A 23,408-nucleotide genomic window follows, 5' to 3' on the forward strand; every position below is an offset into this window, starting at 1 on the left:
TTGATCAACAAAGTCAAGTATAGAAAGGAAAAAGGATTCTGTCAAGCTTCTTTCATACATGCGCACGGCTTTTTGACAGTTAGAGGAGATAATCTTGACAACTCCTTATTCTTCGGGTACTTTAAAGTATATAAAGTTGATCTACTAAGTTAACATTAAGGATTATGGTAGATTTGAGCAGCAGATTTAACCCTGCATATCATCAATCCTGTAGATGTACTTCATTGTAGTCTGAAAAGGAACTCTTTACTCATACGAGGGAAAGGAGTCAACTTCCCCCTATACCTTTACTTCTTAAGTACAACATGACGTTATGTCATAATGACATATTTATGTCTGCATGCCTTTTTACCAGTCGCTATATTTTTCATCAAGCCATCAACATACGTTGCACTCCATGGGAGATGAAGGAGGTTTCTGTGACTACACGACGCCAATTTCTTATTCGCGCAGCCACCGCAGTAGGAATGCTTACCCTGGCTGGATGCGGACTCGCACCATCAACAGCTGCGGTTTCAAGCGATGCTATCACATTTGGAGTATCTGGTCCCTTTACAGGAGATAACGCAGAGTATGGGCAGACCTGGAAAAAGGCCTGGGCTATGGTCTTAGATGAGGTGAATAGCAAAGGGGGAATCAACGGCCGTAAGATAGAACTGAATTATCAAGATTCACAGGCTGATCCCAAACAATCAGTGCTTGTCGCACAGAAATTTGCGAGTGATCCAACGATCCTGGCTGAGCTAGGAGATTTCGCCAGTCCCGCTTCTATGGCAGCCTCATCTATCTATCAACGTGCGGGATTGGTACAATTCGGCTTTACCAACTCACATCCTAAATTCACGTCAGGTGGAGATCATATGTTTAGCACCTCGGTCACACAGAGCGTGGCGGCAGTCGATATGGCTAAGAGATCCATTAATGAGCTCAAGGGAACGAAACAGGCAGTACTTTATCTGAATACGGACTGGGGAAACACAACAGCAGGTATCTATATCAATAAAGCCAAATCTCTCGGTATCGATATTGTGCTGGAAAAAAATTATTTGAGCACGGAAAAGGATTTTCGCGCCCTTCTTTTACAGGTCAAAGCGGCGAACCCAAACTTAATCGCGCTCCATTCTTACTATAACGACGCAGCATTGATTGTACAGCAAGCTCGTCTGGTTGGGATCACAGCCCCGATCTTCGCAGATGGGTCCGCCTATTCTCCACAATTTATCAGCCTGGCAGGAAACGCGGCGAATGGCGTTATTCTAACAGCTGAATTTCTCCCTACCGATCCACGTCCCGAAGTACAAACCTTTGTCAAGGCATATAAGAAACGCTATCAAACCATTCCAGATGGCTTCGCAGAAGGGGCATATGACGCCTTACATGTCTTGATCTGGGCGGTAAAGCAGGGAGGCGCAACCCGTGAAGGAATCTTTCATGCATTAAAAAGCGGAAAGGACATTCCCAGCTTACAATATGGCCCCTTCCAGTTTGGTCCAGATCGGCGTGTCGCACAATATAAATCGTATCTCGTCACGGTTCAAAATGGTCAATTTGTGCCCTGGAATGGGTGACAGAAAAAGGCTAGGAGAGCCAGTATGCTCAGCGTATTCATCAGTGGACTCATCAATGGGAATACTTATGTTCTCATCGCCATAGGAATGTCGTTGATTTTCGGCGTCGCAAACCTGGTAAACTTTGCCCATGGTTCTATCTTCGCGATTGGAGCCATGGTAGGCTGGTGGTTTGTTGTGGGCCTCGGCTGGCCATTATGGGCAACCCTATTGGGCGCTATTGTGATCACGGCGTTACTGGGTGTGGCCATCGAGTTTATCTGCGTACGACCATTTAGTAGCGCTCCACCGATAGCAACGCTCCTCTCGACCCTGGCGGCTTCATTTGTACTTGACTATTCTTCTCAGCTTCTTTTTGCCAGCAATACACGGCGTTTCCCAAGCCTGCTCCCGACCGATAACCTCGAGGTAGCCGGGATACGTTTCGGCACACTTGATGTCACCATTCTAGCGGTCAGTCTGGTAAGTGTCCTGGGACTCTGGATCTTTTTAAAGTATACGCGGCTTGGTTGGGCCATACGAGCCACTGCTCAGGATCGTGATGCAGCCAGGCAGATGGGTATCTCTGTGGCCGCTATCCAAAGTCTGACCTTTGCTATTGCCTCGGCCTTCGGTGGCATAGCGGGAGTCCTGGTTGGCATGTATTATAGCAATGTCTCTCCGACCAATGGCTTTAACGCTGGTCTGGAAGGATTCGCGGCCGCCACTCTCGGCGGTCTGGGAAGCTTACCTGGTGCTATCGTCGGTGGACTTTTTCTGGGAGTCGTTGAAGCCTTTGGTGTGACCTGGTTTGGGGATGTGGTACGACAATTCATTACATTTGCTGTTCTGCTGGGAGTCCTCTGGTTCAAACCCGGAGGCCTCTTCGGCACATTCAACCCTCTTTCACAGGAACCTTTGACAGGAACCTTCTTTGGCAATACAAAAGGCTGGCGACTTCAACCCTGGTATATCGGAATCATGATTGTCCTGGCAGCGGTCGTGTTACCATTCTTCGGAGGAGATTATCTCATTCAGATCGGTACTCTAGTGGCCATCTTCTCTATCCTCGCGCTCTCTCTGACCTTAATCTCTGGGACCGCCGGTCAGATCTCGATAGGGCAGGCGGGACCATTTGCCATCGGAGCATATACGTCGGCCCTTCTTACCAGAGAGCATGGCTGGCCATTCTGGCTGGCCTTCCCAGTTGCAGGTATCATTGCCGCATGTATAAGCGTCGTCGTGATGGCTCCTGTCCTCAAATTGCGTGGACATTATGTCGCCATTGCCACGCTGGGCACGAGCGCAATGATCAGTGCGGCCCTCCTCAGTTTCCAGAACATTACCTATGGTCCGATGGGGGTCAGTAATATTCCGGCCCCCGTGCTCTTTGGCTATACACTGAATACCCCTGTCGCCTTCTATCTGCTGTGCCTGGTGATTCTGCTCGGTGTCATCGCACTGGTCACACGGCTTCAACGTTCTCACCTTGGACGGGGATGGCATGCCATCCGAGAAGATGAGGTTGCCGCACAATCATCCGGTATTCCGCTGGCCGATTATAAATCTCTGGTCTTCGCCATTGGTGGCTTTATCGCCGGACTGGCAGGGAGCTTGCTGGCGCATCAGTATACCTACATTAGCCCGGACATATTTGATCTCACAATCTCAATGCTGGCCCTGACAATTGTTATTCTAGGAGGTATGGGTAGCTCATTTGGGGTAATACTGGGAACCCTGATCCTGGTGGGAACACCCGAGTTGTTCCGTCCCCTCCAGGATGTACGCTACCTTGGCTACGGTCTCTTGCTCCTTCTATTAATACGCTTCAGGCCACAGGGTATATGGGGGAAATCATGACAATACCACCAGATACGGGAACGGATATTCCATTGTTAGAGGTACGTAGCCTCGTCAAAACCTTTGGCGCGGTACGAGCTGTGGATGATGTCTCTTTTACCATTCAGCCAGGGCACACCGTCAGCCTGATCGGTCCGAATGGTTCTGGCAAGACCAGCATGCTCAATCTCATCAGCGGGGTACTACGACCGGCAAAGGGGCAGGTCATTTTTCAAGGAAAGCGCATCAGTGGATACAGTCCGGAGCGTATTGCAGAGCTTGGTATTGCGCGCACCTTTCAAAATGGCCGTGTATTCGGCAATATGAGCGTGCGCGATAACATTCTGGTTGGTATGCATACACACCTGGATGCCGCGCGCCCATTCGCCTTCCTGCGCCATATCCCTGTCTTGCGTTGGGTCTCACTGCTAGCAGAGACCACCATGGCCATACTGCGCCCACCACACGTCCGAGCAGAAGAGCAAAAATTGCTCGCTGAGGCCCGGCAACAGATGGAACGCTTTGGTGAACGCCTCCTGCCACGTGAAGAACAACTTGCATATACGCTCTCCTATGCCAATAGACGCCGTACTGAAATAGCACGCGGACTCGCGTTACAACCACACCTGCTGTTACTAGATGAACCAACTGCGGGCATGAATCCAACGGAAACGGCGGAAGTACTTGACCAGTTACAAAAACTTCGCACTGAAGGACAAACGCTGCTTCTGATTGAACATAAACTTGATCTCGTCATGCAAGTATCAGATCATATCCTGGTTATGGATGGAGGAAAATTGATTGCCCAGGGAACACCCGGTGAAATACAGAACAATGAACAGGTCATCGAGGCGTATATTGGACGACGGCGCTCTCTCACAAGGCAGATGTAAGGAGCAAGACCAATGACACAGCTATCTGGAGATCTCTTAGGGAAACAAGAGCCTACAAGGCATCACCTGCTAGAGCTACAAGGAATCGATGCATACTATGGTTCCGCTCAAGCACTCAGCAACGTATCGTTGCATATCGATGAAGGAGAGATCGTCTGTCTGCTCGGCGGAAATGCCTCTGGGAAATCGACCACAATGAAGATTATTCTGGGATTGCTCCATCCCCGTGCAGGAGAGGTGTTCCTGGATGGACAAAACACAACACGCTTACAGACTCCACAGATTATACGACGCGGGATAGCCTCGGTCCCTGAAGCCAGACGTGTCTTTGCGGAGATGACCATCGAGGAGAATCTTCGTGTAGGAGCCTATCTGCGCTCGTCACGTCAAGAGATCAAACAGGATCTCCTGCATATGTTTGAGGTATTTCCACGTCTGGCCGAAAGACGACGCCAAAGGGCAGGGACATTAAGTGGTGGTGAGCAGCAGATGCTGGCTTTCGCGCGTGCGTTGATGAGCCGTCCACGCTTGATCTGCATGGATGAGCCAACTATGGGGCTCGCCCCAATCTTTGTTGAGCGTGTCCTGGAAACCATTGTCGCTATAAATCGTACAGGAGTAACCATTTTTATGGTAGAACAGAATGCGGAACTGGCGCTCTCAATCGCTTCACGCGGCTACATATTGCAAAGCGGACATATGGTGCTTGACGGTCTGGCCAGTGAGCTGCTCAATAATCTGGCGATACGTGAAGCCTATCTTGGTCAACGCGTCGGTGAGCAGAAAGCGAGAGACGCTTAACAGAAGAATGCAAAGGTACCCTGCCATTTTCAAACAGAGGTCTCTTCTCATATGAGTCCACATGTACGCAACTGTAGAACAAAGGAGGATCACGATGCCTTCTCACAAGGTACAATTTGGCCTGACGCTGCCCAATCGCGGAATTGTGACTGGAGCAACCACCGTTGATGAGATGTTAGCATTGGCAGAAAAGGCCGAAGCCACTGGCTGGGACTCGGTCTGGGTCGGTGACTCCATTTTTGCGAAACCACGCCTGGATGCGCTGGTGCTCCTGGGTGCCCTGGCCGCCAGAACAAAGCGAGTCAAACTTGGTCCGGGCTGCTTTGCCAGCACTCCTCTACGCGACGCCCTCCTTCTGGCCTACCAATGGATCAGCCTTGATTTTCTTTCTAATGGCCGTACCATCTTTGTATCCTGCCAGGGAGCACCAGGAAGTGGCAACTTCACAGAAGAGTTTGCTGCTTTCCACATTGAACCAGCTTCACGTATGCGCCGCCAGGAAGAGGCTATCGAGATCCTCCGCCTTACCTCCTCGCGAGAGCACGTCAGCTATCAAGGGGAATACAACCAGTTCAATAGCATTACCGTCCTACCGCGTCCGGTGCAACAACCAATTCCCATCTGGGTCACAGCTAATCCCGATCCTCATACACCCTGGCTTGCCGAACGAGCTCTGCGGCGAGTAGTAAAGTACGGAGATGGGTGGATGACGACAGGCAACTCACCAGAGTCTCTGGCGAAAAATCTTGAGGCAATACGCGGGTATGCTCGAGAGGAAGGGCGCGAGCTTGGTCCAGACTTCGAGGTGGCCCTGTACTATAACATCACTGTCAACGAAGATTATGAAGCTGCATTACAGGAAAGCAAGCGTTTTCTGGACGTGTACTATACCACAGATTATACGCGGCAGCGTCTTGAAGAGTGGGTCGCTCTCGGTCCTCCCAGTCGCTGCATCGAGAAGTTGCAGGCATTCATCGAGGCTGGAGCCACAACAATTACGTTGAGGCTGACCAGCTATCACCAGGATTACCAATTTGCACGTGTCACTGACGAAGTGCTTGCAGCATTTCACTGAGTAGATAGAGAAAGACGGATACCAGGGAAGGGAGATACTCTATGCCAACACGCTTTGATCATGCGGTCATCGCCGTTCGCGATCTCGATCGCGCCGTTCAGAAATTTCAATACCTTGGCTTCGATGCGGTACCAGGAGGACGTCATAGTGGAAGAGGGACGCATAATGCGCTGGTCCGCTTCGGCCTCGATTATTTTGAACTGCTCTCTGTGTATGATGAAACCGAGGCAAGAGCCAGCACGGTTAATGGCCTGACCATTCTTGACGCTTTGCATGGCCGGGAAACTGCTCTGGTAGGGTATGCTCTTGCGACCACACAAATAGAGCAAGATGCGCAACATTTTAAAGGAGAGGGGAACGAGTTGCCGCATCCAAATCCTATGCAACGCACTCGCCCTGATGGACAGACCCTCTCATGGCGGACCGTATCTCCCGCTGGCCCTCCATGGAACCGTCCCTGGCCATTTCTTATCCAATGGGATATCCCCGATGAGCAAAGATTACAGATAGATCAACCGGGCACACATCGCAATGGTGCGACAGCCTGGGTGCAGATTGCGGTGGCAACGCGTGATCTAGCAAAGACGTTAGATGTCTATCAGAATCAGCTCGGCCTTGAACTGCTGCAACGAGAGAACGATCAGGACACGCAGCATGTGACGCTTGCCATTGGGAAAGAAAAGATTGATCTCTTTTCTCCGGAAGGGAAGCAGAGTTTCTTTGTAGAAAAAGGCGAGGGTCCATTTGCATTGAGCTTCGCGGTCAAAAGCCTGGAAGCTACACGGCAATTTTTGGAGCGGCAGAACATTCGATTTCATCAACAGACTGAACCTGGTGAAAAGCTTGTGCTCAATCCAGACCAAACAGATGGCATTATCATTACCTTTGTAGCATAAGCAGCAATCGTTATCTTTCGTTTTTCATAACGAAGTCACTCAAAGCGTCATTAACGTCCCTTTGGATAAGGCGACAGATTCATGCGCAGGCTCTAAGAGCCATCAAGGAGGCAAAAATATGAGTAATCTGAACGAATATCTGGCCCAGAAACGACAGGCATTGATTACACGACGTGAACAAGCAGAGGCCAATGGAACCGATCCACACACACTGCGGGCTACGGCAAACGTTGAAGGTCGTAGTGGTGTGCGCCGTATTCGCATTCGCGACTTCCAGATTATCAGCGATAGTGGTCCAGATTTCGCTGGCTACGATCTTGGTCCCACCTCCCCTGAATTGCAGCTCGGAGTCCTGGGCAGCTGTCTGTCCCATGTCTTTCTCATTCAAGCAGCGCAACGCGAAGTACCGCTCAATGCGCTAGACGTTGAGGTTACCGCTCAGATTGACGCACGGTCAGGACAACCAGGCTACGAGAACGTACCTGTCTATCCGCACAATATCTCCTATACCGTCCATATCGACTCGCCAGCTTCAGCTGAGGAGATCGCAGCACTCCACGATGCGGTTGAGCGCGCCTGCCCTATCCTCAACCTGCTCATCAATCCACAACAGATCCACGGCGAACTCGTTCATACGACCGACAAGGAGATTGCGAACGACGCATAACTGCTCATAGAGCCTGAAGAAGCGGTCGAAGTTTCCATGCGACTTCTTCTCTCAGGCCGGGCAGGCTGCTCATTGCCAACACTATGGTGTTATATTCGCTCGTCCAAACGTCGACATATCTCTATCAATAGTGCCCTTGCATAACATTCTTGAAAGGTGTGAAACCATGTCTACCGGAAATTTCGATGAGAACACTACAGCCGCACCAGCTGATCCCACAACCAATGCGGATGCGACAAACGACAACGGCGTCCTACAGGCTCGCCAATCACGAAACTGGTACCAGTATCTCAATGAAGATTGGTTAGCAACCCTGTTTGGATTACTGCTCGTCATCCTGCTTGTAGTGGGTCTCCTGCATTCTATTCCGTAGTGTTTGGGCTCTATGTTCAGCAGATACGCTGAAGGGAGAAGGGGTTTGAGCACCCACATTCACGCTGAAGGTATCTCTACCGGTCGTCCCTAGCAACGCTGGGGAGAGTTTCTCATCTCACTCGTAATCGTGATCGCTTTAAGCGTCGCGGTCTGGTGGTTGACCAAACAATTACCCTTCCTCTTTACAGGTACCCTGAATCGCATTTTCAAAACGGCCGACTTTCCTATCTACGCTATCATTCTCGGTTTTGCAGCCAGAGGAGTTCTCAGCCTCCTCGGTTTACAAGAACGGCTCTCAGCAGCATTTCGCACAGAATTCTTTCTCAAGACTGGCGTCATTCTGTTGGGAGCAAGCATCAATCTCGTCAATCTGGTCAAAATTGGCGCCGGTGGCTGTGCTGATGCGGCCTGTCGATACTGCGGTGCGAGTTGTTGAAGCAGTTCTCGCCTGATCTGTACACATAGTCTTCTCCCTATTCTCTTCCGTCCTTTATCATCAAACCAGGTGGGCATCATGTGCACCCTGATTCCACAGTGCCATGGCAAGCTCAAGATATACTTCTTTTTTTAAGCAGAGCTGTAAAACATTCACAGCAACAACCTTGAACAGCGTTGCGTCTACGTCGAATTCAGGAAAGCGAATGTGCAAAGCTTCAAGTGCTTGATCTATATCCTTCCATTGCCGTAATTGCTGATACAACCTATTTGCCATATCAATCTGAAATTTTAATAGGGGTACAGTAAGAGCAGTTTCCATGATGTGAATCCTTTCGAAACAGGTAAATGACATCTATAATAATACAACTCATTTATTTCTTCTTTATATACAATATGCATTATTTGTATCGAAGATTCTTCTGATATGCTGTAGGATCCTATTTTACGGCTGAAGAAGTACAAGGAGGATATAACACTTACTCTTATTTTTTCTCACTGGAAAAGTTTAAAAGTGTAACATACGATGAAATTGAGCAGCATGATCGCCACTTGAATCTCTCAATAATAAGAAGCCTGATCATCTTTGATACAAAAGGTACGGCAAGAGAAGGCTCGGCACCTCCAACGTCACACCGTCTCCCCCTGAAGATCTCTACCACATCAAATCGAAAGCACTGCACTTTCATGCTATTGTGAAAGACCAAACACAAAGGAAGCCAGCACAAGCGCTCCTCTTCATGCATACTTATCTACAGAACCTACTCGTGTTCCATTATCAATTACAACAAAGATGGTGGCCGAGACAACCTCAGTTGGCCGAAGACCTGCGGCACTGGGACCGTGAACTAGCAAATCTGGTAGAGATCCTTGTGGCAACAGGTAATGTTGAGATGAAATTTCAGCACTGATCTGCCATCATTGGCTACATCTTGCAGCCGTTTGGTGGCCACACTATCACAATTCCAGATACCTATATTCGCACTGATCGTCGGTACGAGCTCTCACAATTACTCAAAAAATAAAAATCTCTATCTGCTTTCTTCTGGATAGCAACGAAGGCAGAGATGGAGTATACATCACTTATGGTTGAGAACGCGATTCTGATTGATCTTAACCATAAGCAATCACTTATCAAACCATAATGGTGGAAAAGTAATTGTTTATGCTCTCCTTGAGAAGCTAATTGTGACCACTTAATTCATCTGTTTCAGGGTAATACCTACAATGTTGACGGAAACTCGCGGTGCCGTGAGCAATGTTGGGTCAGAAAAAAGAAGAGGTCCTGATTTTTTCATGAAATGAGTGTCATAACATCACTGATAAGTGAGATGGATGGACCTTGCCAGATTTCTGCATCAGGGCGAATAGCATCCTTATCATTATCAGAACCAGTCAATAGCACTGGATATAAACCTGCGTTAGCTGCGCCACTGAGTTCGTGGCTGCTCCCATCTCCAATATAGAAGCATTCCTCGGAAAATCTCCGTTATCTCTCAGTGGAACGTGAGAAATCTCGCCCTCATCAGGCAACTTGAGTCGGAGAGAGTTCGACTGTATACCCAAGTTGCTCTAATCACCGTACATAATAACGTTGTGTTTTCTCGGTATCCAGATGATCCAAGTACTCTGCTCCCAACTCCTCATATGGCTTCTTGTCTCGCAAAACGTGATAGATAATCACCAACAAGCTATGGGCCACCGCCATCACGGCTCGCCGTTTTCCTTTTTTTCGTGCGATGCGATGCGATTGCGCTGCTGAATACGTATCGGTGCGCGTGATACTCCAGACGACTTCAGCTCAGACGGCTCGCAGATATGGGTTCCCCTTGGTGATCCCATTCTTCAGGCGTTTCCCCGCACTCTGCTTGTTGCCTGGACACCCCCCCGCCCACGATGCGAGATGTTTGGCAGAAGGAAAGCGGCTCATATCAGTTCCAATCTCGGCAATGATGGTTGCAGCGGCATTGGCTTTGACTGCAGGGATTGTTTGGAGCAATTCCACTTCCTCCTGATGGGCACGCAATCGCTGCTCGATTTCCTGCTGGACATACGCAATGGCTCCTTCCAAAAAATCGATATTCGTCAGGATTTGATCAACGAGAAAGCGATGACGAGGTGGAACCAGACCATTCAATGCCTGTTGCAATTGGGGAATCTTCGTGCGTAAGCGTCCCCGAGCCAATGCCGCCAGTTCTTCTGCATCACTTTCGCCAGCAGCGAGTGCTTCAAGCATCGCTCGACCACTTTTGCCTAATACATCTGTCACGACCGACGCCAATTTGATATTTGCCCCCTCTAGCAGCATCTGGAGCCGGTTGACCTCTTGTGTTCTCTCCGCTACGAGGGACTTGCGGTAGCGGGTGAGGTCACGAAATTCCCGGATGGGTTTAGGGGGGATGAAGCTCGACTGGAGCAAGCCGTGGCGGAGCAGATCCGCCAGCCATTCACTGTCTTTAATATCTGTCTTTCTTCCAGGGACAGCCTTCATATGTTCTGGCAGTGGTCATCAGAAGCCACAAGAAGAAGATATTCGATGTTTAAAGCAAAAGCTGGAAATCACAAAACATGAGCGTAATATATTAAAAAGATCTCTGAATATCTTCTCGCGCAGTCAGCTGTGATCTTTCCTTGCATTGCAGAACACGAGGACGTGTATCCCGTCACACGACTCTGCAAGACGCTGGAAGTCTCCATCAGTGGCTATTATGGCTGGCGAAATCGCGAAGCGTCCCAGCATAGCCGAGAAGATGCCCGTTTATCTGCTGAGATTCAACAGATTTTCCTGGATCATCGCCACGTGTATGGCAGTCCACGCATTCATGCGGTACTCAAAGCACGTGGGTTCCATTGCTCACGCAAACGCGTGGTCCGACTGATGCAAGCACCGCAGTTTCACGTGGGTCACGGCTGGAGCAACCGAGGTCATGGGCGGAAAGTAGAATAAGCATTTTCTGATGCGAGGAGAGAGCTCGTCGCCGCTTCCTCGCATCAGAAAATGCTTACCAGCTAAAAGGATAGTCAGGGTAGCTCGATCCTGAGGACTGAGCCGGGATAGTAGAAAATTCCCCAGGTACCGTTCCCATTATCGGTCACGGGAACATTGGCCTCATTGACCCAATTGCCGTTGTCATCGATATAACCAACCGAGGCTGAGGCAGGCTCTTGCGCCGTTGAGAAGTAGTTCGCGGTTCCATCACGTGCATCCGATAGGGCGTAGTAATAATTATCTTTGTTGACGATCAGCCCAACCGCTCCACTATCTGTAGAGAACGAAAGGTCTTTGCCATTCACCACTTTGGCCTGCCCATAGTTCCCTTCAGGCAGAAAGGTATCGATGTTGTAGCCAGCTATCTTGCTCGTAGGCGCTGTAGCGACGATTGTCGGGATCTTGTTCAGGACACCATACAGGCGTTGCGTGCTATCAAGACCGTATTTAAGGGGATAGCTATTGCCCAATGTCCAGTTGCGGTAATCGTTGGCCGCACCCTCTGCCGAATCTGCGTAGATTCCTTGCGGATAGGTGGCATTATCAACAATCTGCCAGATATCGTAGAAACCTCCATTGACCAACGCAGTAAGGGCAAGCGTCGAGGTATTGCCATACCCTCCCGAATTTTCAGCGATATAGCGATACTTAGAGGTCGTTGAGGAAATAATATTACGGATATCGTCCGGCTGCAGAGTATAAGGATCGTAGCCTACGGCATCAACGTTGGAGAGCGGCGTAATATCTGCATCATTTACGCTCCCTCCCCCCAGATTGATCCTGGTCGCGACAACATAATCTGAGTTCTTAATTACTCCTCCCAGTTGATTGAGCAGATCAAGCCAGATCCCTCGCTGCCCATTCCATGTAGGCGTATCGTTGACCTCATTGTCAAGCTGGAAGAAGATCACACGATGATTGGTATCGTAATTTGCCAGGTGATTAAACAGAGCGGAGACAGCATTGCGCTCAGCTTGAAACACAAAGCGAGCATCGGCATCATGGGGTCCACCATCGGGCAGCCAGGGAGCATAATTACCACCATCGCCAGCCCCCCAATACCTATCTTTATCTTGCAAGTAGGCGGGAACAGTGGTATCCTCGTTGAGGCCATTGAGGTACGCACCACCCGAACCATTGGTACCGAACCAGGCGAGATCCAGGCGTAGGCCATACTTATTGGCCCAATCGACATATCTATCGATAATCGTCCAGTCGTACTCACCCTGATTGCCAGGTTCGATATTGCTCCAGCGAAAAATCACCGAAGCGGTCTTGATATTAGCCTGAGCCGTCTTTTCGTAGTAATTTTCAAAAAAACTCAAGGGCAGTTTCGAGGGCAACAATACACCCCCATTTTGCACATGCAGATCGAGATAGGGCTTGCCATCAACCTCAAGATATCCCTTCCCCTCAGGGCTTACTACCACACGTGAGACCACTGTTGCAGCTTTAGCATGCTGGGGAATGATGGTCAAGGCCGCTAGAAGCAGGGTGGCGATGGTAAAGAAAACCAACGATTTTTTTAACATACGTTCCTTCCTTGGAAACACTGCCTCAAAAACATTGAGCAATACTACTTTCACCTCGTAATATACCAGTTAAATGTTCTGGTATATTACGAGGATACATGAGAAGGTTTTCTCTGTCAAGGGGACTCTCCAATATTCCTATACAATACAAATACAGGGTTTTCTCCACTTCTATGCCTGGATAAAAGCTATTAGACAGGCTAGAAAGGATTTTCAGCCGCTCCATTCAAAGGGTTGGCAATTTCATATACCATGGTATATGCTCTTCTTATAAAGAGAACATAGAAAAGATTTTATGCCCATCCATGATACGAAACTCGATTATCAATTCGGCGACTCAGGGACGTCTGGGAGAGAAGCGAGACCGCTTGCGCCTGTTTAGTACGAGCAGATTATACAATGGCGGATTTATTTTAAATGGTGATTATTTGCCGGCTACACCAAATGATAAGGGGAAGCGGGCAAAGCAGGCAATTACATACCTGGTTCCATTATCACACCTTACTATCAGGCGATTGTATCGCTAGTGTGAAACGAAAACGTGCATCGTCTTCATACCACATCGGAAAATTGGTCCCCCAGATATTGTTGAACAGATTAAAGTGCATTCCCTGCAACATAGATGGCTGCTGCTGTGTGAAATCAAGCAATGATGGCTGACCCGGTGCGACAAGAGCTGCGTCCTGGGTCTCAAGTAAAAGCTCCTCCTCGCTCGTTTTATACATCACACCTCGGCCTACAGCATGGAGATGTCGATTACCATTTGTGATTACGTCAAGTGGAGAGATCCACTGACCCATTTTCTCAAGCAGCCAACCTTCTTCATAACTGACGACAGGACTAAATGAGAACCAGAGGGCTTCAGGTAGACGACTGGCTGGTTTTTCGAACCATTGCAGGGTAAAGGTGAGCTGAGTGTCTGCATGGAGTGCGTTGATGAGGAGCGAAAGGCGTGCAGGGCCCCCCCATGAGGAGCTACACTCGGCAGGCAGGGAGAGATCCAGAAGAAAGGCATATCCCTCTGCATCCTGTTTCCATCTGAAGTTTGTAATGACGGGTTGCCAGATTAAGTGTTTCGGCGCAGTCTGGTCCAGTCCTGGTTTGGTAAAGTCTTTGAGGGACCAGGAGGAGGTCTCTTCCTTGTTAATACAATATTGCTCCCAGTACCGCTTGTAATCAGAGGCAGCAAAGGTTTCATAATGAAAGAGGCCAAGTTGATGCTCTTGCGAGGACCAGACGCGGCCACTTGTTCTCTCTTTAAGCAGATTAAGGGATCCGCTGCGCGCGAAACTCAGCGTAAAATGGGCGGTCGTAAATACCTGCTCCCAATCTTCAACCGCGACAAAACCAGTTGAATCGAAGGGCTGCGGCACAAGTTGTGCAAGGCGCCAATGCGCCTCTTGAGCAACTGAAGTCCCTCCCAGGGCTTGCAACGCGTCTTGAATATAGTTCCGTTGCTCCTGCCAGGAGGCCTCAAAGTGTTGGGTATGGGGCTGCGTACGCAAAAGGGCAAGCTGCTCTTTTTGATAATGGGTGTAGTCATTGAGGTGCTCTTTTTCGTCGAGGCCCCAGGTGTGCTCAGGGATAAGCAAAAGAGCGGTACTGAAACGCTCGAACTTTTTGGCATTCTCTTTGAACTGACCATTGCCTGACCATTGGCGGCGCAGGCGCGAGAGCTCACGAAATTGCGCGACCTTAGCGGGATCGGTACCAATACCATGAATCCAGGTATCACCAATCTCTTGTGTTATCACGGGAAGCGTGTCTTTATAAGGGAAAATAGCGTGGGCGAACGCATCCAGAGTCGAAGCTTGAATTGCGGTATCCGGAAATTGTGTATGCCACTCTCGGTAGACCTGCTGCACCTGTTCATAAGACTGAGGCCCGATATTATCATTGGTATGCGCAAATGCTAATGCAGCGGTGGTCCCAGATACGGTGGTCAGCCCTCCATATGCGCCTGCTTGATAGACCACGATGACCTCTGCGCCACGCGGATCTCGCCACACAAAGACCGGAGGCACATCTGGGACGATTGAGGCGGGATTGACTCCAATATGCAACAGGACGATCCCAGCTTGCGCGAGCAGCGGCACCATTGCACGCGTATGCCCTGGCACGTCCGTCATCTTGGCCGCGATGGTCTTTTTGCCAAAACGCCGATCAAGGCTCTGGGAGAGGCTGAGCCCATGGACAAAGAGCGAGGAGTCCATAAGTTCGCTATGTGTGGTAAATGGAAGGCCGTGCCAGACAATATCACCTGCCACTATCGCTTCTTCCAGGACTGCACGCTCTTTTGGAGAGGCCTGTTCGAGATATTCATAGATAAGCCAGGAACCAAGCGTCCAGATAAAACGCTCGGCGCTCCCCTCGGCGCGGAAGCGCTTCGCCGTCGTCAGAGCCTGGGGGATATAGTGGGTAAAATACTGCTCGGCGACATTTTTCGCCAGATCTGTAAATCCGAGATCAAGGTGGGTTTTAAAGATAAGATGAATATACTCTGGTGAGTTCACCAACATAGTGCGTTTCTCTCTCTCATAGAAGATTTGCGCATTCGCAACGATTATGACACGGTATAGGACTATTTAGAGGAAGTGGGAACGCTTAGAGCTCTTTCAAAGTACCCTGGTCTGTCCACTATCTTCATGAAGAGCTGGCAATGCACGCGCGATCGCTCGCTCGTTGATGATTGGACGTTCGTTCGCACCACAACTCTGGCGGATAATCAGGTTTACGGGCAGGACTACCTGGTGCACTTTTGAGGTACGTTGTGTAATCAAGTTCAGGAGGATACGCGTACTCTGGCGCCCAAGTTCTGCACCTGGCTGAAGAATGCTGGTTAATGGGACGCGAGTAAACTCTCCAATATCGACACCACCGCAGCAGACGAGTGCTAGAGCCTGAGGAATGCGTAGATTGATCTCCTGAGCAGCCTGCAAAACCTGCAAAGCAACATAATCATTCATTGCCAAAAGCGCATCGGGCCGTTGCTCCTGTTGCAGATACTCAACGACTCGCGCCCGATCTACAGGATCAAGCGTTCGAGACAAAGAGAGATCAGGGAGTTCCTGGTGCAAGGTCTGTAAAATCAAGTTCTGGTCACTGCTCAGACCATTGTCAGCAAGACAACGCAGATAACCCAGATAGCGGTTTGCACTACTGGTCATCTCGGGAATAATCGAGATATAGCCGATGCGCTGATGTCCCTGGGAGATGAGATGCTGCGTGGCAGCATAGCCAGCGGTGAAATCGTCGGAGACGACATGATTACACACAACTTCTGGGATATAACGATCAAGCAGCACAAAGGGCATCTGTTGCTGTTGTAGCTCGTGCAGCATCTCTATCCGCTCTTTATGCTCGGTTGAAACAAAGCGACCGTTCTGAATGGCGATAGGATGATCTCCAGGGAAAAGCACGATCCCTGCGACTCCATCCTGTAAAAATTGCTTGAGATGGTAGCGCTCCATCGCCCAGTCATTCTCAGAGTAGGCAAAATCCAGTCGGAAGCCTGCCGTACGCGCCTCCATCTCCACGCCAAGCACAATCGTGTTGCTAAAACTATCGGCCATATAAGGGATGATCAGGCCGATACGAGGGACAGACTTTTGTGGTTCGCTCCCTCTCTTTGCCTGAACGGCCTGGACTGGTTCTCCTTGTGCAGCAACAAAGGTACCCTGGGGCCGCCGACGATAGAGGACCCCCTGGTGAACCAGGAGTTCAAGCGCCTTATTAATGGTATTGTGACTCACCCCATACTGACGCGTAAACTCAGCTTCTGAGGAGATCCTGGTATGAGGGGCCAGACCCTGTTGGACAATATCTTGCTGAATGCTCTGCGCAATCTGCTGATGGAGCGATACCCCTGGCTTTCGTTCCTTCTCTGAAGACATGAAGATATCCTTCTCATTGTTCGGTGACTCTACTGTTATAAATTGAGCATATACCATGGTATATAACTTTGTCAACTCTTTGAGTATAGCACAAAAAACTCTTTCTCGCACACGATTCCATCAGGATAATAGGCGAAAAAAGAGAAAGAGGGAACTTCACCTATTTTAAACAAATTGCTGAAAGGGCTTGACAGACAGATATTTCCTATGTATGATCTCAACATACCAGTTAAACATACCAGCATATCAACCAACATTGCTTGCCACATCTTCATTGATGTATGTCACGGAACATATGTGCTTACAACGCAATAGGGAGGCTATGATAGCTTCGTACAGGAAAGGACCTGGTTCTTATGATACACAGTGCCCACGTTTCTATCCTACTCCCGTCTTTTGCTAGCTCTCCCATCATTTTTCTTTCGCCAGGGGACCTGTTTTTTGAGGAGTTTGCAGGATAATGCGCCCTGCCTGCTTAATGTGGTCTTTTATTTCGTCAGGAGGTACTTGTTCTATGTCTATGCAACCATTCGAGTCTCAATTCGTCGAGCCAAAAACCTCTACCACAAAACGTCTCTCGCGCCGTGCTTTTATCGAGCGTTCGGTAGCTCTCAGTCTAAGTAGTGGGGCTGTTGCAAGCGCCCTTGCTGCTTGTGGCGAGACCACCAGTAGTAGTACTCCCAGTGTCGATGCAAATGCAACGCTCAAAATTGTTGGCGATAACAACAACAATTGGTCAAATGCGCAGAAATACAACAAAGAGTATCCCAACCTCAAGATCAATCTGATTGCAAGCTCATGGGGCAATGGCGGTAAGGATATGAAGGAGAAAGAGCTTGTCATGATGAGCGGCGGCGACTTTCCCGATATCGCTCAGATGGTCTGGCTGAAAGAATTTGCCCGCTCTGGTCTCCTGGTCGATCTGACCAACGAAGCCAAAAAATGGGATGTGTACAAATCTCTCTCCAAAGGTCAGCTTGAGCGGATGTCTTATAATGGACGCATCTATGGCCTGACAATTGGAAATAACACTATTTTCCAATATTACAACAAGGATATTCTCGCCCGTGCAGGGGTAACCGGACCAATCCAGTCCCTCGACGATCTGTATGCCCTCTCTAAAAAGCTCGCTTCGCTCAAAACAAAGGACGGTAAGACTATCTATACCACCTCCTTTGATGGTGGAAACTGGGCGACCGATTACTGGCTCTGGGCTGGCGGTGGTCAGCAAATGAACGAGGATTACAGCAAAACGCTGATTGATTCTCCCGAATCGGTTAAGGCCTACACATTTATGCAGAATCTGGTCAAGTCCGGTTCTGCTCCCAAGCCTGATGGCAGTGCCACTCAACTCTGGCTCAATGGCCAGATCGCGGTCTATTTCAGCGGCGGCTGGGATGCCCAGGCCAGCAGTGAAGCAAAACTTAACTATGGTTCCTCTGTCACGCCTAAAGGTCCTGGTGGCTTGAATACGACGAGCATTGGCGGGGTAGAATACGCGATCTTCAAAAATTCCAAACATCGTACAGAGGCACTCTCCCTACTCAAAACAATGGCTTCTGATAGCTTTCAGAAGAGCAAAGATGCCATCAGCGCCATTATTAATCTCTCTGCTTATGAAGATCCAACCAAGCAGGCCACCTGGAAAGGGCAGGGAGCTGGAGTTCTGGAGTCTGCCCTGGTCACCCGTGAGCAACTCAACAGCAGCCGCTACAATTTCCTGGAAGCGCCTTTTGTTTTTGCTGATGCCTCAACTATCTATAATGATGCGTTGCAACAGATCCTGGTCAAGCTGAGCGATCCTGCCAAAGTTATGAAAGACGCAGCCACGCAGATTAATCAAGGGATTAGCGACGCCGCAAAATAAGCAGACCCCTTGTTCTCATCTCTTGATTGTTGTCCCTTCTACAGAACAGGGACAACGATCAAGAGACGTCTGAGTAGCTCTTAGCTCAGGAGAACATAAGAGGATGAGGAGATCTATTTTGAAAACATATCCTACCTATCGCTCAATTGCTATTTCGACGCCCCGTGTCCAGCAGCAACGCGTTCCCGCACGGCGAAAAATTCCTAACCTCTTCGCGTATGGGACAGTGAGTGTAGCAGTGCTCTTCTTCACGGTCTTTTACTATTATCCGTTTTTGATGAACTTGTACTACATGTTCACAAACTACAGCTATATCGGCGACTATCAGTTTATTGGCCTTAAGAATATCACACGCTTCTTTCAAGATCCGAGTATTCGCGTCGTCTTTTCGAACACATTTATCCTCACGATCGCAACGGTCCCCATCGCCCTGATTCTCGCGCTCTTTGTGGCTATTGCGGTCTTCTACATGACGATCGGTAAGGCCCTGATCCGCAGCGCGATCTTCTCAACGACACTGGTAACGGGGGTGGTTGCCGCGATCATCTTCAAGCTCTGGTTTAGTCAAGAACTAGGCTATATCGATAATATCCTGGAAAGCCTGCACTTCGCTCGCATCCCCTGGCTCACCGATACCACCTGGGCTTTAACCGCTATTGTGATTGTCGGCGTCTGGAGCGGTCTGGGCTATAATATGGTGATCTATCTGGCTGGTCTCGCCAATGTCAGTAAAGAACTGCTGGATGCGTCCCGAGTCGATGGCGCGAATGCAACTCAGCGCTTCTACTATGTCATGATCCCCCAGTTAAAACCCACGATCCTCTTTCTGAGCATTACGCTGGTGATTGGTGCCCTCAAGACTTACGCACCGGTCGCGATTCTGACCGAGGGCGGACCCTACGGCTCGACCAGGACCGCTCTGCTCTATATGTTTCAGAAGGGCTTCGATTCCCGTAACGTAGGCTATGGCTCGGTGATTGCCTTTGCCCTTTTTATCATCATCCTGATTATTACACTGGTTCAAATGAAAGCGACGCGTTTTTATGCAGAAGATTCAAACAAGAGATAGCATGTTGCTCGCCCAGCGAGGGTCCATAAAGAAGGGTGGGATCAAGACGCGTGAGCTCATCCTCTTTGTGGCGATGGGACTCTTCGCCCTGCTGATGATCAGCCCGGTCCTGTGGATGTTCTCTGCCTCGTTCCAGAATCAGGCAGAGATGTTCAAAGCCTCTTTCAACTGGATTCCGTTGAATGCCACACTCAATAGTTATCGCAATGTCTGGGTGAATGGAAATCTTAGCGGGGCCTTTCTTACCAGCCTGGAAGTGACACTGATCTATGTACCAATACATGTCCTGGTCTGTACGCTCACAGGCTATGTATTCGCCAAGTTTAATTTCCGCTTCAAGAATATTACCTTTCTTTTTATTATCGCTACAATGCTGATCCCTCAGGAGACAACGTTTTTTCCAGTGTACGACATCGTCAAGAATCTGGGCTGGTTGAATACTCCACAAGGGGTCGTACTCCCCTTCTTTTTCAGTGGCTTCGGCATCTTTCTGATGCGCCAGTATGCCCTGGCTATCCCGAATGAGTTGATCGAGGCCGCTAAGATCGATGGCTGTAGCGATAGCCGCAGCTTCTTTTCCATCGCACTACCCCTGTTACAACCGGGGATGACGGCGCTGGCGATTCTCGCCCTGACCTTTATCTGGAACGAGTTCGCCTGGAGCCGCCTGGTCCTCTCCGATCCCGGTTCGCAGACCTTGCCGATTGCCCTCTATTTTCTCAGCCATACCGCAGGAGTGTCGCAGGCGATCAAATATCCCGATCTTCTGGCAGCCAGCGTGCTCACGGCAGCACCGGTGCTCATCCTCTTCCTGTTCTTCCAGCGACGCTTCATTGAGAGTATCAGCTCGGTTGGCATTAAGGGATAAGCAGCCACAGATAAAAACTCAAGGGAGAAAGCATTTAGAAAGGGGGTGATCTACCCAATCACGACTCACGACATCTGGCCCAACGGGTAGCAATACTGATTTATCCGTATGCGGGGCCAAGTGATCTCCCTAGCTCTCCTGTCAAATCCAACTGGCCAGACCATTACTGGTCAATGGAGTGCCAGTTGTCTCTCATAGTGTTTGAGTAGTACGTTCCAAGGAAGGAATATATGTTAAAGAAAGCATGTGCATTTTTGACAGTCTGTGTGGTACTTGTAAGCGTGTTTACGTTTATTCCACTACAGAAAGCGAAGGCCGCAACAGTCGTCTCACGCGTTGTAGTGAGTCCCGAAGGGAAGGGATATCTAGAGGTTGATGGCAAACCCTATCTGGATATGCATATTCAGAACGTTGGGCGTTTTAATCTAGCAGCCATGGGCCCTCCCAATCCACTAAGCTTTGAGGAAAATTATTACGAAAAAACGGCTCAGGTCAATATCAAAACCGCCTCAGTGATCTTTCCCTGGAGCAATATCGAACCTGCCAATCAGGGAGAATATGATTGGACAATCATCGATAAATATGTCGATTGGGCTAATCAATATGGTCTGCGCCTGGACCTGGCCTGGTTTGGCACCAATGGAACCGGAGGTGCGTACCTCAATGGCTACAAAAATGGTACGACTGTTCCGGCCTATGTGCAAGATCAAGGAAAATATTGGGGAGTAGGCCTGACTACCAATAGCAACTATGCGCCCTGGTTACCCGATGGAGGTCCTCATGACGCCGATGCTCAGTTTCTCTTTCAGGCAGAGCGCAATGCCGTGACGGCGCTTTTCAACCATCTGGCAAGCTACGATGTCAATCATCGTGTAATCTTCTTCCAACTCAATAATGAGCCTAGCGTGAATCCTAGCTGGCAGAATGGACAGCGTGGGCTCTGGTTGGATCTTCTCAATCAGTTAGGAGGGGCGGTCAAGAATTCGGATTATGTGGTGGCAACCCGGATTAACCTGGCTGGCGGAAACGTTGATGATGCAGATATCGTGCCGCTCTCCAATGTGGATGCGATAGGATATGATCCCTATGACATACAACCCAGTAAAACAGCTCAGATCATCAGCACCACAAACTCTAAGTACCGCTATATCGCTGAGAACTCGGGCGGCTATGGCAATACAACGACCCTGGCCCTGACCGCCCTGCTGAATGGAGGCTTTTACGATATCTGGCAGATCGCTGATACTGAAGGCTATCCCTTAGGGATTTATAAAGATGCATCGGAAGGCCAGGTAAATGATTATCGAAACTGGGTTCTTGGCAACTCCTACGCTTTGAAATATGACCTGGACAGCACAAAACGCCTGTATGGTGTTCTGAATAAGATCTCGACAATTATTGCGCCCGCTCCTACAAACAAAATGGTAGGTTACAACACTGACACCTTTGTACCAGATGATAACTACGCGCAAACGAAGTCCGTAAATGGCAAAGATTTCGCGTTTTCTACCACTAGCAAAGCCGTCGGCCTGATCGTCAACAAGGACAATGATTATTACGCACTGTCAGATGCCGATAATGGGACGACGAACTACTTTTCGACCTGGCAACAACCGGTCTCTGTGTCAGTGGGCTACATCGACGACAACGGGAGCTGGGTCAATGAGGCTAATATATCTCCTATCGATAATGGAAATGGGACCTGGGGCATCCTCTATTATCCAGGCTCGGTGCTAAGAATAGAGCTTCCCTAAACAAGCAAGATTTGTTGCGCCAAACAATCCTGTTTCCCCAACCTGAAACCTGGCGGATTAAACGCGCTAACGCTCACCACATTTGATGGTGAGCGTTAGCGCGTTTAATCCTCTGAACAACTAACCAGTAATACTGATATCGTCGATTGCGCCACGATAGCCACCGGTTACCCCAGGCTGGTCATAACCAATGATAACCCGTAACAGAGTTTTTCCATTTAAGGAAGAGGACCCGAGGTTCACCCTTACCTGGTTCCAGGCATCCAGGGTCAGGTGATTACATTGTCCATAGAAGGGATGCGCCCGATGACCGTTCTGATCAACCGCGCCAGAGTCACGCAGGGTAGAGCCATCACTAAAGATGAGATCCACGCCTACACAGGTACTATTGCTCCCGGTAGCATAGTTGTAGCTGGTCGCGGCGCTTTCGGGGTTGATCCAGTAGGACAGGGTACTTGAGGAATGAATCACGATGTTGCGTGAGCTGACATCAAAGATCTTCGAGTAGGCATAGTCGGTCCCATTCGGATTGCTGGCATATCCCGAGTAGAGCAAGGCATGATCACCGGTATGGGCGAACGAGGAACCAGCCCCGATCTTCGCTTCTGGCCCAGGGAGGTTGCAGCAGACCCCACGAACATTTGAGATACCAGCGCTTTCATCGAGAGTGTTGGACCAGGTTGGCTGGGTATCGGCTGGCTCGAAGCCCGAGGAAAAGACCACTCCCGCTGTCGAGGTAGAGACCGCAGAGACACTTCCCTTGACAAAAAGAGCGTTCCCTGCAAGGGTGAGAGTAACAACGCCATTGTTAGGCGTATAGGTGCAGCTACCGTTGATGGTGCAAACGCCTGGGTCCGTTTCTGAAAGCCCCCACGCGATCAAACCCTCGGCCTGTAGAGGCAACATCC

Annotated in this window: 20 protein-coding genes; 14 read left to right on the plus strand and 6 right to left on the minus strand. The window is 49.5% G+C overall.

The window, feature by feature from the left end:
- Positions 1-419: 419 nt before the first annotated feature.
- The 9 genes from EL633_RS03025 (at position 420) to EL633_RS03065 (ending at position 8,529) form a co-directional block, all read left to right on the plus strand.
- Positions 420-1,568, plus strand: a complete 1,149-nt coding sequence (locus tag EL633_RS03025) for an ABC transporter substrate-binding protein (RefSeq protein WP_218027411.1) — start codon at positions 420-422, stop codon at positions 1,566-1,568.
- A 24-nt stretch (positions 1,569-1,592) separates the two neighbouring features.
- Complete coding sequence (locus tag EL633_RS03030) at positions 1,593-3,407, plus strand: ABC transporter permease (RefSeq protein WP_126625775.1); 1,815 nt, start codon at positions 1,593-1,595, stop codon at positions 3,405-3,407.
- Complete coding sequence (locus EL633_RS03035; RefSeq protein WP_126625776.1) at positions 3,404-4,279, plus strand: ABC transporter ATP-binding protein; 876 nt, start codon at positions 3,404-3,406, stop codon at positions 4,277-4,279. The genes EL633_RS03030 and EL633_RS03035 overlap by 4 nt, the downstream gene beginning before the upstream one ends.
- A 12-nt stretch (positions 4,280-4,291) precedes the next feature.
- The gene (locus EL633_RS03040; RefSeq protein WP_126625777.1) at positions 4,292-5,080 is read left to right on the plus strand and encodes an ABC transporter ATP-binding protein; all 789 of its coding nucleotides are present in this window, start codon (positions 4,292-4,294) and stop codon (positions 5,078-5,080) included.
- Between the two features lie 94 nt (positions 5,081-5,174).
- Positions 5,175-6,155, plus strand: a complete 981-nt coding sequence (locus EL633_RS03045) for an LLM class flavin-dependent oxidoreductase (protein ID WP_161981898.1) — start codon at positions 5,175-5,177, stop codon at positions 6,153-6,155.
- 41 nt (positions 6,156-6,196) lie between these two features.
- Positions 6,197-7,051, plus strand: coding sequence for a VOC family protein (locus EL633_RS03050; RefSeq protein WP_126625779.1), 855 nt, complete (start codon positions 6,197-6,199; stop codon positions 7,049-7,051).
- Positions 7,052-7,169: 118 nt separating this feature from the next.
- A complete protein-coding gene (locus tag EL633_RS03055; RefSeq protein ID WP_126625780.1) occupies positions 7,170-7,718 on the plus strand; it encodes an OsmC family protein in 549 nt (182 codons plus the stop codon).
- 166 nt (positions 7,719-7,884) lie between these two features.
- Positions 7,885-8,091 carry a hypothetical protein gene (locus EL633_RS03060; protein ID WP_126625781.1) on the plus strand — a complete coding sequence of 69 codons (207 nt, stop codon included), beginning with the start codon at positions 7,885-7,887 and terminating at the stop codon, positions 8,089-8,091.
- A gap of 129 nt (positions 8,092-8,220) precedes the next feature.
- Positions 8,221-8,529: a putative sulfate exporter family transporter gene (locus EL633_RS03065; protein ID WP_281275842.1), complete on the plus strand. Its 309-nt coding sequence runs from the start codon at positions 8,221-8,223 to the stop codon at positions 8,527-8,529.
- 60 nt (positions 8,530-8,589) lie between these two features.
- Here the strand turns inward: EL633_RS03065 and EL633_RS03070 are convergent, their stop codons facing one another.
- Positions 8,590-8,850, minus strand: coding sequence for a hypothetical protein (locus tag EL633_RS03070; protein WP_126625783.1), 261 nt, complete (start codon positions 8,848-8,850; stop codon positions 8,590-8,592).
- A gap of 1,479 nt (positions 8,851-10,329) precedes the next feature.
- The gene (locus EL633_RS03075; RefSeq protein ID WP_126625784.1) at positions 10,330-11,019 is read right to left on the minus strand and encodes an IS110 family RNA-guided transposase; all 690 of its coding nucleotides are present in this window, start codon (positions 11,017-11,019) and stop codon (positions 10,330-10,332) included.
- A 129-nt stretch (positions 11,020-11,148) separates the two neighbouring features.
- On the opposite strand from EL633_RS03075, the gene EL633_RS03080 reads away from it, so the two are divergent.
- Entirely contained in the window at positions 11,149-11,475 is a 327-nt protein-coding gene (locus tag EL633_RS03080; protein ID WP_161981899.1) for an IS3 family transposase, read from the plus strand.
- A 74-nt stretch (positions 11,476-11,549) separates the two neighbouring features.
- Here EL633_RS03080 and EL633_RS03085 read toward each other — a convergent pair whose 3' ends face one another.
- The 3 genes from EL633_RS03085 to EL633_RS03095 form a co-directional block, all read right to left on the minus strand.
- A complete protein-coding gene (locus tag EL633_RS03085; protein ID WP_126625786.1) occupies positions 11,550-13,049 on the minus strand; it encodes a DUF4978 domain-containing protein in 1,500 nt (499 codons plus the stop codon).
- A gap of 494 nt (positions 13,050-13,543) precedes the next feature.
- Positions 13,544-15,568 (minus strand): DUF5054 domain-containing protein, encoded by a 2,025-nt coding sequence (locus tag EL633_RS03090; RefSeq protein ID WP_126625787.1) that lies wholly within the window; start codon positions 15,566-15,568, stop codon positions 13,544-13,546.
- 96 nt (positions 15,569-15,664) lie between these two features.
- Positions 15,665-16,942 carry a GntR family transcriptional regulator gene (locus EL633_RS03095; RefSeq protein ID WP_161981900.1) on the minus strand — a complete coding sequence of 426 codons (1,278 nt, stop codon included), beginning with the start codon at positions 16,940-16,942 and terminating at the stop codon, positions 15,665-15,667.
- A 514-nt stretch (positions 16,943-17,456) separates the two neighbouring features.
- Here EL633_RS03095 and EL633_RS03100 point away from each other — a divergent pair.
- The 4 genes from EL633_RS03100 to EL633_RS03115 all read left to right on the plus strand — a co-directional run bounded on the left by EL633_RS03100 (position 17,457) and on the right by EL633_RS03115 (position 22,500).
- Positions 17,457-18,809, plus strand: coding sequence for an ABC transporter substrate-binding protein (locus tag EL633_RS03100; protein WP_161981901.1), 1,353 nt, complete (start codon positions 17,457-17,459; stop codon positions 18,807-18,809).
- Positions 18,810-18,927: 118 nt separating this feature from the next.
- On the plus strand, positions 18,928-19,878 hold the full coding sequence (locus tag EL633_RS03105) for a carbohydrate ABC transporter permease (RefSeq protein WP_161981902.1): 951 nt from the start codon (positions 18,928-18,930) through the stop codon (positions 19,876-19,878).
- Positions 19,853-20,746, plus strand: a complete 894-nt coding sequence (locus EL633_RS03110; RefSeq protein WP_126625791.1) for a carbohydrate ABC transporter permease — start codon at positions 19,853-19,855, stop codon at positions 20,744-20,746. The genes EL633_RS03105 and EL633_RS03110 overlap by 26 nt, the downstream gene beginning before the upstream one ends.
- 230 nt (positions 20,747-20,976) lie before the next feature.
- Positions 20,977-22,500, plus strand: a complete 1,524-nt coding sequence (locus tag EL633_RS03115; protein ID WP_126625792.1) for a DUF4978 domain-containing protein — start codon at positions 20,977-20,979, stop codon at positions 22,498-22,500.
- 120 nt (positions 22,501-22,620) lie between these two features.
- Here EL633_RS03115 and EL633_RS03120 read toward each other — a convergent pair whose 3' ends face one another.
- Complete coding sequence (locus EL633_RS03120) at positions 22,621-23,406, minus strand: hypothetical protein (RefSeq protein ID WP_126625793.1); 786 nt, start codon at positions 23,404-23,406, stop codon at positions 22,621-22,623.
- Positions 23,407-23,408 lie beyond the last annotated feature (2 nt).

The organism is Dictyobacter alpinus (assembly GCF_003967575.1).
Classification (GTDB): domain Bacteria; phylum Chloroflexota; class Ktedonobacteria; order Ktedonobacterales; family Ktedonobacteraceae; genus Dictyobacter; species Dictyobacter alpinus.